11 protein-coding genes are annotated in these 11,210 nt (G+C 65.4%); 6 read left to right on the top strand and 5 right to left on the bottom strand.

Annotated features, from left to right (window positions below):
- Window positions 1-40 precede the first annotated feature (40 nt).
- Both JLZ96_RS03660 and nudC read left to right on the top strand, forming a co-directional pair.
- Window positions 41-1,108, top strand: coding sequence for a TrkA family potassium uptake protein (locus JLZ96_RS03660; protein WP_027496550.1), 1,068 nt, complete (start codon window positions 41-43; stop codon window positions 1,106-1,108).
- 23 nt (window positions 1,109-1,131) lie between these two features.
- Window positions 1,132-2,034 carry an NAD(+) diphosphatase gene (gene nudC, locus JLZ96_RS03655; protein WP_201009509.1) on the top strand — a complete coding sequence of 301 codons (903 nt, stop codon included), beginning with the start codon at window positions 1,132-1,134 and terminating at the stop codon, window positions 2,032-2,034.
- Between the two features lie 7 nt (window positions 2,035-2,041).
- On the opposite strand, the gene JLZ96_RS03650 is transcribed toward nudC, so the two are convergent.
- On the bottom strand, window positions 2,042-2,311 hold the full coding sequence (locus tag JLZ96_RS03650; RefSeq protein ID WP_032366324.1) for a mycoredoxin: 270 nt from the start codon (window positions 2,309-2,311) through the stop codon (window positions 2,042-2,044).
- Window positions 2,312-2,423: 112 nt separating this feature from the next.
- Between JLZ96_RS03650 and JLZ96_RS03645 the strand changes: the two genes are divergently transcribed.
- The 3 genes from JLZ96_RS03645 (at window position 2,424) to JLZ96_RS03635 (ending at window position 5,467) form a co-directional block, all read left to right on the top strand.
- Complete coding sequence (locus JLZ96_RS03645) at window positions 2,424-4,538, top strand: ATP-dependent DNA helicase UvrD2 (RefSeq protein ID WP_032370727.1); 2,115 nt, start codon at window positions 2,424-2,426, stop codon at window positions 4,536-4,538.
- Window positions 4,539-4,681: 143 nt separating this feature from the next.
- Window positions 4,682-4,993, top strand: coding sequence for a hypothetical protein (locus JLZ96_RS03640; protein ID WP_032370728.1), 312 nt, complete (start codon window positions 4,682-4,684; stop codon window positions 4,991-4,993).
- A gap of 153 nt (window positions 4,994-5,146) precedes the next feature.
- On the top strand, window positions 5,147-5,467 hold the full coding sequence (locus tag JLZ96_RS03635; RefSeq protein ID WP_027496555.1) for a WhiB family transcriptional regulator: 321 nt from the start codon (window positions 5,147-5,149) through the stop codon (window positions 5,465-5,467).
- 34 nt (window positions 5,468-5,501) lie between these two features.
- On the opposite strand, the gene JLZ96_RS03630 is transcribed toward JLZ96_RS03635, so the two are convergent.
- The 3 genes from JLZ96_RS03630 to JLZ96_RS03620 all read right to left on the bottom strand — a co-directional run bounded on the left by JLZ96_RS03630 (window position 5,502) and on the right by JLZ96_RS03620 (window position 9,322).
- Entirely contained in the window at window positions 5,502-6,812 is a 1,311-nt protein-coding gene (locus tag JLZ96_RS03630; protein WP_027496556.1) for an AarF/ABC1/UbiB kinase family protein, read from the bottom strand.
- A gap of 95 nt (window positions 6,813-6,907) precedes the next feature.
- The gene (locus JLZ96_RS03625; RefSeq protein WP_032372873.1) at window positions 6,908-7,795 is read right to left on the bottom strand and encodes a hypothetical protein; all 888 of its coding nucleotides are present in this window, start codon (window positions 7,793-7,795) and stop codon (window positions 6,908-6,910) included.
- 123 nt (window positions 7,796-7,918) lie between these two features.
- On the bottom strand, window positions 7,919-9,322 hold the full coding sequence (locus JLZ96_RS03620) for a zinc-dependent metalloprotease (RefSeq protein WP_032366328.1): 1,404 nt from the start codon (window positions 9,320-9,322) through the stop codon (window positions 7,919-7,921).
- 144 nt (window positions 9,323-9,466) lie between these two features.
- On the opposite strand from JLZ96_RS03620, the gene JLZ96_RS03615 reads away from it, so the two are divergent.
- Complete coding sequence (locus JLZ96_RS03615; RefSeq protein WP_201009508.1) at window positions 9,467-10,492, top strand: PDZ domain-containing protein; 1,026 nt, start codon at window positions 9,467-9,469, stop codon at window positions 10,490-10,492.
- A 15-nt stretch (window positions 10,493-10,507) separates the two neighbouring features.
- Here the strand turns inward: JLZ96_RS03615 and JLZ96_RS03610 are convergent, their stop codons facing one another.
- Window positions 10,508-11,074 (bottom strand): PPA1309 family protein, encoded by a 567-nt coding sequence (locus JLZ96_RS03610; protein ID WP_201010649.1) that lies wholly within the window; start codon window positions 11,072-11,074, stop codon window positions 10,508-10,510.
- Window positions 11,075-11,210 lie beyond the last annotated feature (136 nt).

Below are 11,210 nucleotides of genomic sequence, written 5' to 3'. Positions count from 1 at the left end.
GTGAATGATCTCGACTTCGGTGAGCACCTCGGTGGGCGACGTGGGAGGTAGGTTGCGCACGCGCCTGGGGGACAGCGGCGCGTTGACCGACAAGCCCGATTTCGCGCTGGTAGGTGTGCTGCGGGTTCCGGAAATCGAATCCAGCCCGTGGAGCGCGATCTACAAGCGGGTTCTGATGGCGTTGGGAATTCTCTTTCTCGCGGCGTTCGTCGTCTACCTCGATCGCGACGGCTACAGCGACAATCAGAACGGCGAGCTGTCGTTCCTCGACGCGTTCTATTACGCGACGGTGTCGTTGTCGACCACCGGATACGGTGACATCGCGCCGATGAGTCCGTCTGCGCGGCTGGTCAACATTCTGGTCATCACCCCCTTACGAGTCCTGTTCCTCATTCTGTTGGTCGGCACCACGCTGTCGGTTCTCACCGAGCGGTCTCGACAGGCATTCAAAATTCAGCGATGGAGACGCAGCGTGCGCAATCACACCGTGGTCATCGGTTTCGGTACCAAGGGCCGAACCGCAGTCGACGCGATGCTCGGTGACGGAGTGTCCGCCTCGGACATCGTCGTGGTCGACACCGATCAGACCGTGCTCGACGCGGCCTCGGCGATGGGTCTGGTCACCGTCCACGGCTCGGCCACCAAGTCCGATGTGCTTCGGCTCACGGGCGCTCAACATGCCGCGGCCATCATCGTGGCGACCAATCGCGACGACACGGCGGTCCTGGTGACGCTGACGGCCAGGGAAATCGCTCCGAAGGCCAAGATCGTCGCGGCGATCCGAGAGGCCGAGAACACGCACCTGGTGCGCCAGTCCGGTGCGGACTCGGTGGTCGTCTCGTCCGAGACGGCGGGTCGGCTGCTCGGAATTGCCACGTCCACACCGTCGGTCGTGGAGATGATCGAGGATCTTCTCACCCCGGAGGCAGGCTTCGCCGTCGCAGAGCGAGAGGTGGAGCGGGACGAGGTGGGCGGTTCACCGCGTCATCTGGCCGACATCGTGTTGGGAGTGGTTCGGGGCGGCAAGCTGTTCCGGGTCGGATCACCCGAGGTCGACGCGATCGAGGCAACCGACCGACTGCTGTACATCCGTCGCGTGGCCGACTGAGCAGGCCCAGTAGGGTCGTGAGCGTGCCGAATTTTCAGCTCGTCCATCCACCTCGACTGTCTCGATCACCGCTCGACCGGGCCGAGGAATTGCGCCGCGACACAGCGGCACTGGCCGCCGGTTGGTCCACGGCTCGCATACTCGACGTGGACGGTCGCGGCAGATTCGCAGTGGACGACGGTGGTCTGGTCTTCGTCGACGCCGCAGACGTGGCCACGGAACCGACCGAGGACGTGGTCTTCCTCGGAATTCATGGCGACCGGCACCTGTGGACCCGACGCGTCGAACTCGTCCAGGGCACGCTGGGAGACCTGCGAACCGACGGTGAGCGCCTCGACAGTGTGTCGCTGTCGATGGTCACCGGGGCTCTGGCCATCCTCAATTGGCACGCCAGTGCGCGGTTCAGCTCGCTCGACGGCGCTTCGTCCGTTCCGTCGGCTGCAGGCTGGTCGCGGACCAGCACGTCCTCGGGTCACGAAGAGTTTCCGCGCACCGATCCTGCGGTGATCTGCCTGGTTCACGACGGCGCGAATCGAGTGCTGTTGGCGCGCGCACCGATGTGGCCCGAACGTCGGTTCTCGGTGTTGGCCGGATTCGTCGAGGCCGGCGAATCGCTGGAGACCTGCGTCGCGCGGGAGATCAAGGAAGAAGTGGGGCTGGACGTATCCGGCATCGAATATCTTGGCAGTCAGCCGTGGCCGTTTCCGCGTTCGGTGATGATCGGCTTCTCGGCCGTCGCCGACCCGGATCAGCCGCTCGCATTTCAGGACGGCGAGATCGCCGAGGCGCACTGGTTCGAGCGGACCGAGGTCGTCGCCGCCCTCGAACTGGGCGACTGGGGATCGGAGTCGACGTCTCGATTGCTGCTTCCCGGATCCATCTCGATCGCTCGCGGGATGCTGGAGGCGTGGGCAGCGACGACCTGACGCTCGATCAGAGCGACAGAGCGCGCTTGACCTCGGCGAGACTGGGGTTGGTTGCCGTCGATCCGTCCGCGAACTGCACGGTGGGCACGATGTGGTTTCCGTTGTTGACGCTGCCGACGAACTCGGCGGACTCGGGGTTCTGCTCGATGTCGATCTCGGAGTAGGCGATTCCCGCCTCGTCGAGCTGAGTCTTGAGCCGGCGGCAGTACCCGCACCAGGTGGTGGAGTAGACGGTCAGCGCGGCCGGGGTCTGTGGGGTGTTCTCGGTAGTGGTCACGGAGACAGTCAACAGCAGGGCGCAGGTGATTGTTCCGTGACGGCGGCCTCGGCGAGTCTCGGCGGCGTCGGGCCCGGACATCGCTGTCGGTAGGCACTGACACAATGGACCCATGGCTGACGACGCGATGACTGCCGGTCTCGATCCGGAGCAATCCGCGGCAGTGCTGGCTCCTCGTGGTCCGGTCTGTGTGCTCGCCGGGGCCGGAACGGGCAAGACTCGCACGATCACTCGACGCATCGCGCATCTCGTGTCCGCGGGGCACGTGTCCTCCGGCCAGGTGTTGGCGGTCACCTTCACCGCGCGGGCGGCCGGTGAGATGCGCGGCCGTCTTCGAGAACTCGGCGTCGGGGGAGAGGGACCTCCGGTGCAGGCTCGTACCTTCCACGCTGCCGCGATGCGCCAGCTCAAATATTTCTGGCCACAGGTCGTCGGCGACACCGGGTGGCAGTTGCTCGACCGTAAGTTCACCGTGGTCTCGCAGGCAGCGAACCGGGCCGGCGTCTCCACGTCCACCGACGCCATCCGCGACCTCGCGGGCGAGATCGAGTGGGCGAAAGGCTCGTTGATCGCCCCCGAGGACTACCCGCGCATAGCGGCGAGCAACCGACGCGACGTGCCCATGGACGCAGCCAAGGTCGCTGCGGTGTACGCGGGATACGAAGAACTCAAATCTCGCGGCGGCGACGGCATGTTGCTCGACTTCGACGATCTGCTGCTGCACACCGCCGCGGCGCTCGAAGAGCACTCTTCGGTGGCCGACGAATTCCGCGAACGCTATCGCTGCTTCGTCGTCGACGAGTATCAGGACGTGACGCCGCTCCAACAGCGGGTTCTCGACGCCTGGGTGGGCGATCGTGACGACCTCACCGTCGTCGGGGATGCGAATCAGACGATCTACTCGTTCACCGGAGCGTCCCCTCGCTACCTGCTCGACTTCTCTCGCAAGTATCCCGAGGCCACGGTTGTCCGTCTCGAACGTGACTACCGATCGACACCGGAGGTCGTGTCGTTGGCCAATCGCGTGATCGGTGCCGCGCGGGGTCGCATTGCGGGCACTCGGCTGCAGCTGATCGGTCAGCGTGATTCCGGTCCGGAGCCGGAGTTCTTCGAGTACGACGATGAGCCCGCCGAAGCGGACGGAGTGGCACGCGCGGTGAAGAGGTTGATCTCGAAAGGCGTCGAGCCTGCCGAGATCGCAATTCTGTACCGCATCAATGCGCAGTCCGAGGCGCACGAGCAGGCCCTGACCGAGCTGAAGATTCCCTATCAGGTTCGCGGCGGCGAGGGTTTCTTCACTCGACCCGAGGTGCGGCAGGGAGTCAATGCACTGCGCCAGGCTGCGGGCCGAGACGATCTACCCGACGGTTCTCGTGCCGGGGACGGCCTGACCGGTCTGGTTCGGGCCGTGCTGGCTCCACTGGGGTTGACGGCTACCGAGCCGACCGGTGCGCAGGCGCGGGAGAAGTGGGCCTCCCTGGGAGGTCTCGTGCAACTCACCGAGGAATTGCTGGTGCACGACCCCGAACTGACCCTCGACTCACTTCTCGGTGAACTCGCGGCTCGCGCCGAGGCGCGGCATCCACCGACGGTGCAGGGCGTGACGCTGGCCTCGTTGCATGCGGCGAAGGGGCTCGAGTGGGATGCAGTGTTCATCGTCGGGCTTGCCGACGGAACGCTGCCGATATCTCACGCGATCGGCAACGATCCCACTGCGAACAACGAGGCCGCCGTCGAGGAGGAACGTCGCCTTCTCTACGTGGGTGTCACCCGGGCGCGGGTCCACCTGCACCTGTCGTGGGCCCTGGCCCGTAACGAGGGTGGGCGCAAGTCGCGTCGCCGCTCCCGATTCCTTGTCGGATTGGTGCCCGAGGATTCGCCCGCGTCGCGCATCGCGGCACCCGCGGCCAAGAGGTCCGGGCCCAAGTGCAGAATCTGCGGTAAGCCGCTGATCGGCACGTCGGCCACGATGCTCGGACGATGCGATAGCTGCCCGTCCAACGTGGACATCGCCCTGCTCGACGCGTTGAAGTCGTGGCGCTTGGACAAGTCCCGTGAACTCAAGGTGCCCGCATATGTCGTGTTCAGTGACAACACGTTGACTGCTATCGCGGAACAGCAACCGCAGGACGAGCGTGGGCTCGTAGCGATACCGGGAATCGGGGCCAAGAAGCTCGAGCGCTTCGGCGAGGACGTGCTCACGGTGGTGCGCTCTTCCGACCGGTAACCGTCCGTCGAACAGATGCCGTAAAACTGCTGGTCAAAAATAACTTGTGCAGATCTCGGCGGGGGGCTTAGTCTGTTTCTCGTGTCGCGGGAGACCGCACACTGCCCAGTCCGCCCACGAGACCAGAACAGGAGCTGAAGAACATGATCGACACATTCGACATCGCCGGTGCAAGAGCAACCGTCGTGCTCAGCCCTGTCTGCGGTGCAACGCCCTTCGGCGATGCACTGGTCGGTACGCCCGCTGCTGCGGCCGTAGCCGCCGGCTCGGTTGCGCAGACGTGGATTCGTCCCACCGCTTTCGGCCCGATGCACCAGTCCGCATCGGAAGCCCTCGGGTCGAATTCCGCCCCCGGCGTCCTGGCGTTGGCAGCACCCGCTGTGTACACCAATCGACGTCACCGCGCACCACGCGCGTCCGTGTTCGACAGCAGATACCGACTTCACTGTAGGTAGACGCTTCGATTTGCCCACCAGGCCACGGACCCGCACTCGCGGACCGTGGCCTTTGTCGTTCAGGTAGATCCTCTACCCGAGCGTGAGGCCGACATGGTTCGCATTACCCCTCGAACCGATAACGACGCCGCACGAAAAGTAGAGGAGACCGACGTGTCAACCGCCACGATCCGGACGACATGCCGACCAGAGTCCGAAAGCACCTACGCAGCAACAAGTTTCGCCGAATCGGCGGAGCTCGAGCTGTCTGTGCCTTGCCGAGCGGCGAACCCCGACATGTGGTTCGCCGACACCCCTGCCGAATTGGAGCAGGCCAAGGCGCTGTGCGCCGAATGCCCCATCCGCCGAACCTGCCTCAGCGCCGCATTGGATCGCGCCGAGCCATGGGGCGTATGGGGTGGCGAGATCCTGGAACAGGGTGTTGTCATCGCACGCAAGCGTCCTCGCGGACGACCACGTAAGAACGCGGCATGACGCTCGATCCGGAGGTCCGGCTTCACCGAGTGATTCACTCGGTGAAGCCGGGCAACCATTCCGTCAGAATTGCCATGTACGGCGCATAGGCGTCGAGCTGCGCGCAGATTCCCACCAGGCCGCCCAGTACCCGGAAGATCATCACGTACTCCGGCGGCATGTTCAGCGAGCGAACGGTGCGGAACTGTGCGCTGTTGAAATCGGCTGCGGTGCCTGCCGCTTTCTGCAGCCACGCCCGAGTGAAGTGGAACGACTCGGTGTGAATCGGGTCTGTGAACGGGCGAAGGTAATCGGCAATCTCCTTCTCCGTCACCGTGCGACCCGGCACCACGAAGCCACTTTCGGTGCACAGTTCGACCAGTTCGTCGAACTTGTCGTCACGAGCGAGTGCGACCATCCGGCCGAGGACCGGAGGCAGGCCGTCGGGCATCGGAGCACATGCCCCGAAATCGATGACGCCCATTCGGCCGTCGTCGAGCATCATGAAGTTTCCCGGATGTGGGTCCGCGTGCAACAACTTCGCGCGCGCAGGAGACTCGAACGCGAACCGCGCGAGTAGTTCGCCGGCTCGATTACGCTCGTCCGCAGTTCCGTGCGCGATCACATCGGCCAGGGGCCTGCCCGTCATCCATTCGCTCACAACCACTTTCGGGGCGCTGGCAACGATCTTGGGTACCGCGAACCGAGGATCGCCCGCGAATTCCTTGCTGAAGGCGCGCTGATTGGTTGCCTCAATACGGTAGTCGAGCTCGTCCTCGGTGCGAGCCGTCAGCTCTTCGAGCACGGGCTTGACGTCCGTACCGGCGAGCACCGTGCTGAACAGATTCGCGAAACGAGACAGAGTCTTGAGGTCCGACCGCAGGGCGTCGTCCGCACCCGGATACTGGATCTTGACCGCGACGTCGCGCCCGTCCGCCCACGTGGCTCGGTGGACCTGGCCGATGCTGGCCGAGGCGATAGCGGTGTCGTCGAAACTCTCGAACCGTGATCGCCACGCCGTACCCAGTTGTTGATCGAGTACGCGATGCACTGTCTTGGCCGGCATGGGCGGGCCCTGAGCCTGCAGCTTCGTCAGTGCCTCACGGTAGGGCTCCGAATACTCCTCGGGGACGGCGGCTTCCATCACCGACAGCATCTGACCGAGCTTCATGGCCCCGCCTTTGAGCTCTCCGAGGACGGAGAAGAGTTGCTCGGCTGCTTTGGCGGCCATGTCCGCGTCGATCTCGTCGCGGTTTCCGCCGGCGAGCTTCTTTCCGAAGCCCATCGCGGCACGTCCGGCCATTCCCAGGGGAATGCTGGCTAGTTTCGCGGTACGAGTGGATCCACGGCGCGGTATGTCTGACACAGCTCCATCATGGCTGAACCTTCCGACAAATGCTCGGACCGGTGAAACCGTGGCCTCGACTGCCGAGGTGGGCGGGTGGTCGAGTGACCGTGTCGTCAGTACCAGCAATCGCAATGCGGATGTCGCGTCCACTGTCTTTTGTGCACGGACGTACCGGTTGCCGCGAAACTCAGCTCCATCGTGCAGTCGGTGGTTTCGGGCATCGTTCCGTCCGTGCGATCGATGAGGGTCTCGAGTTGCGCGAACGCGAACGCCGCCGTGGCCAACACCGTGGCGGTACTCGCCTGGCCCACCGTGCCGAGCAGATGTGCGGACAGGTGCGGCCACTCCGGATCGAGATCACAGCGGGTGAGATCGGCGCAGCGCAGGCAACTCGTCTGTCCGGGCACCACGAACGGGCCGACGATTCCTTTCCCGTCCCGCAGTCGCACCTGCAGGTGCGGGATCCTTTTCCGCACCAGATCGGTCACCAGGCGGGGCTCGGCGACGAGGTCGTCGGTGAGCACGACCACGTCGTACTGCCACGAGTTCACGGCGAGGTGCGGATAGCGTGTCGGGGTCAGGCTCGTTCTGGTCACCGCGACACTGGTGCGCCGCAACCCAGCGGTCAGCGCATCCGAGAGCGGCCCACGGCCCACGAGATGCACGGAACGAATGTCGCGCAGTTCACTCGACGGAGCGTCCGCGTTGCTCGACGCCGGGCCACTCGTGCCGTGCACGAGCAGGCCGGAATCGTCCAATTCGGCGAGCATCGACGACACTCGGTTCGCGGACAAACCCAACGTCATTGCGTGACAGACGATGTGAGGCCTGGAACGTCCTGCCGCGAGAAGCCGCAGGATCTCGAGTATCGAGCCCGGTTCCGCACCGGGAGGGGGAGTGACGACGACGCTGGTCTCGGGGCTCCACCCCAATTGAACGGTTCCGTCCCGTCGCGGCAGGATGGCCACCGCGGGATCGAGTCGAACGGTCGATGTGATCATGAACCACACTGTGACACTCGGTCCGACGGCAAACGCCCGCTCGGAGCACGTTATCCACAGGGGAAAATGGGCTTCGAGCAGGCGTTCGACGGGACCGACGGCATTGGTGTGCGCCGTCCGGGTTCAGGGTGTGGAAGAGCCCTTGTCCGGATGGTCGTCGCCGTCCTCCGAGGCGTCGTCCGTGCCGTGTTCCGCCCGCTCGGCGGCCTCCTTTGCCTCCATCGCCTCGAGTTGCGCGATGGGGTCGTCGAAGCTGGAGGTGCCGCCGCCCACGACTCGGTCGATGAACGCCGCCGGATTGTCCAGGTCGGATGCGTCGGGCAGGAGATCCGGGTGTGCCCACACCCCGTCGCGGCCCTCCACGTCCGCGGCGGCCAGTAGTTGGCGCCACAGATCGGCGGCCTCGCGCACCTTGCGGGGACGCAACTCGAGACCGACCAACGTCGCGAACGTCTGCTCTGCCGGGCCGCCGGAGGCGCGGCGACGGCGAATGGTCTCGGCGAGGGCAACCGCGCCGGGGAGACGGTCGCCGAGTGCGGCCGTGACCACGGTCTCCACCCAGCCCTCCACCAGTGCCAGCAACGTTTCGAGACGTTCGAGAGCGTGCTTCTGCTCGGGTGTGGTCTGCGGCTCGAACGAACCCTGCTGCAGCAGCGCTTCGATCTTCGACGGATCCGTCAGCGCCGACGGGTCGAGCCCGGCAGCGGCTTCCTCGATTGCCGAGAAATCCATGCGGATGCCGCGAGCATATTCCTCGACAGTGGCGAGAACCCGCTGGCGCAGCCACGGGACATGGCTGTACAGCCGCTGGTGTGCAGCCTCGCGGGCGGCCAGGAACACCAGCACCTCACGCTCGGGCTGCTCGAGACCTTCGCTGAACGACGCGATCGCCGACGGTAGCAACGCGGCGGTGCCCGACGGGCCGAGCGGGAGACCGATGTCGGTGGAGGTGAGAACTTCCTTCGACAGTTGGCCCAGTGCCTGACCGAGTTGCGAGCCGAACGCCATTCCGCCCATCTGGGTCAGCATGCCCATCATCGGTCCGGCCATCTGCTGAGCCTCCGGCGGCAACCCCGAGGTCCACATGCCCGAAATCTGCTCGGCAACCGGATCGCACAGCCGCTTCCAGGTGTCGATGGTGTTGTCGAGCCAGTCGACCGGCGTCCACGCTGCAGTCTTGGTGGCACCGGCAGGCAATGTGGTGGCACCGTCCAACCAGAGCTCGGCGAGGTGCGCGGCCTCGGTGATGGCCTCACGCTCCCCGGCCGACACCGGGCTGAAATCGCCCATCTGCTGTCGGGCCAACTGCTTGGCGAGGTCGTAATTGACCGGTCCGGCCGACGATCCGCCCGACCCCGCGGCACCCATGCCGCTGAGCATCTGGCCGAACTGGGTGAGCATCTGGCCCAGCTGTGCAGGGTCGAAGCCCTCGGCCCCGAACCCGAAACCGGCGGGGTTACCCGACCCGTCCGGATCCTTCTTCTTGTCCGGGTCGTCGTCGGAAGCACCGAAACCAAAATTGCTCATGGCTCAACGGTACAAGCCATGAGCACTCGGAGCGCGAAAGATCGTCACGCTGACGGCGAACAGAACGGCTTCGTCGCATCGTGCGTCGGGCTCCGGCAGGGGCGGTATCCACGCCGCCGCACGTTCGGATCTAGTGTCTACCGAGTGAACCGAAGGATCGCCACACTCGTCGCAGCGCTGGTACCGGTCGTGGTGCTGGGCGTCACCGGCTCGGTCGTCACCGTTCCGTTCGCGGCACTCGGCCCCGGGCCGACGTACAACACTCTCGGCGACGTCGACGGCGTGCCCGTAGTCCAGATCGACGGCACCGACGTCGACCCCACCGCAGGCCATCTGAACATGACGACGGTGGCCGTGCGGGATCAGCTCAATCTTTTCGAGGCTCTCGGGTTCTGGGCCAGTGGGCGTCAGGGACTGGTACCTCGTGAGGAGGTGTACCCACCGGACAAGTCGAAAGAGGAAGTGCAGGAAGGTAATCAGGCCGATTTCGAGCAATCGGAATCCAGTGCCGAACTCGCCGCTCTGCATCACCTCGACCTCCCGGTGTCGCTGTCGGTGACGAGCGTGGCCCAGGACGGCCCCGCCGCAGGCGTGCTGAACATCGGAGACACTCTGGTTGCGGTGGGCGGCACCCCCGTCTCGACGGCAGGCGCGGTTCGCGAGGCCGTCAGCGCCAAGGCACCCGGCGATTCGCTCGACATCGACTACGTGCGTGATGGTGCCCCTCGTACGGGTTCCGTTGTGCTCGGGGCCAGGCCGGACGATCCGTCCAAGGGATATCTCGGTGTGACGCCCGAGGAGCAGCCGGACGTTCCGTTCGACGTGAAGTTCAATCTCGCCGACGTCGGCGGTCCGTCCGCCGGCTTGATGTTCAGCCTCGCGGTGGTGGACAAACTGAGTCCCGGCGAGCTGAGCAACGGCGAATTCGTGGCGGGAACCGGCACGATCGACGCAGCGGGAACGGTCGGCCCCATCGGCGGTATTCCGTACAAGTTGATAGCAGCTCGCGAGGCAGGGGCCACGACGTTCCTGGTGCCCGACGCCAATTGTGGTGAGGCGCAACAGAATGTGCCAGACGGTCTGCGCTTGGTGCGAGTCGAATCGCTGGAAAACGCGATCGACTCGCTCCGAGCGATCGGGTCGGGCGAAGACGCTCCGACGTGTAGCTGACCCGCTCGGTCGTATTCAGTCGTCGTCGACCACATCGAACGTCGCGTACAGACCGTGGACGACGTTGGGTGCCAGGTCCTCGGCGATGCGAAGGTCGATGGGAGCGAACGGATCGGCGTCTTCGTCCGGATGCAGTTGCAACAACGTCAACGACGGCCCGTCCTTGAGCACTGCCACGATCAGCCGCGCGTCACGCTTCTCGGGATGGTTCTCGGCGGCCGATCGTGCCGCGTTGTCGGCCGCGTCGGGATCTGCGAGAAGCGGTATCAGCGCATCGTCGAGTGCCGACTCCGCCGCCGGGGGGAGTACGACGATCTCCTGGACGAGTGCGCATCCCACGACGCCCTCCGGCCACGTCGACGTGGCGAGGAATTCGTCGAGGGCGGGGGAGCCGCCGGTGATGTCCTCGGGCAACGAATGCTGCTGGATCGGTGTGAGTGCAGCACCGTCGGCCAGATCGTCGAGCAGGCCGGGTTCTGCCGCGGCGAGGGCAGCGGTGGGCACCAGCGCGAACATCTGGGGCGATTGGCCCCACCCGCCCGCGTCGACGAAGTCCGCCACCTCACGCGCGCACCGAGCCAATGCCTCGGCGACGCCGGGTCCGCCCGACTCGGGGTCGAAGTCGTCTCCGAAATGTTCCTGGCCGGGCAGTCCGTCACTGTCGTTGCTCACCGCACTATCCTCGCATCCGAACGGTTCCACGAATGTCGATGCTCCT

It is taken from the genome of Rhodococcus sp. NKCM2511, assembly GCF_014905595.1.
Lineage (GTDB): Bacteria > Actinomycetota > Actinomycetes > Mycobacteriales > Mycobacteriaceae > Rhodococcoides > Rhodococcoides fascians.
The sequence above is the reverse complement of the archived record's forward strand: the minus strand, read 5'-3'. Positions and strand labels throughout refer to the sequence as shown.

Coding starts and splice junctions, on each gene's coding strand:
- JLZ96_RS03645 (WP_032370727.1), top strand. CDS start 2,424: ATGGCTGACGACGCGATGACTGCCGGTCTCGATCCGGAGCAATCCGCG.
- JLZ96_RS03640 (WP_032370728.1), top strand. CDS start 4,682: ATGATCGACACATTCGACATCGCCGGTGCAAGAGCAACCGTCGTGCTC.
- JLZ96_RS03625 (WP_032372873.1), bottom strand. CDS start 7,795: ATGATCACATCGACCGTTCGACTCGATCCCGCGGTGGCCATCCTGCCG.
- JLZ96_RS03620 (WP_032366328.1), bottom strand. CDS start 9,322: ATGAGCAATTTTGGTTTCGGTGCTTCCGACGACGACCCGGACAAGAAG.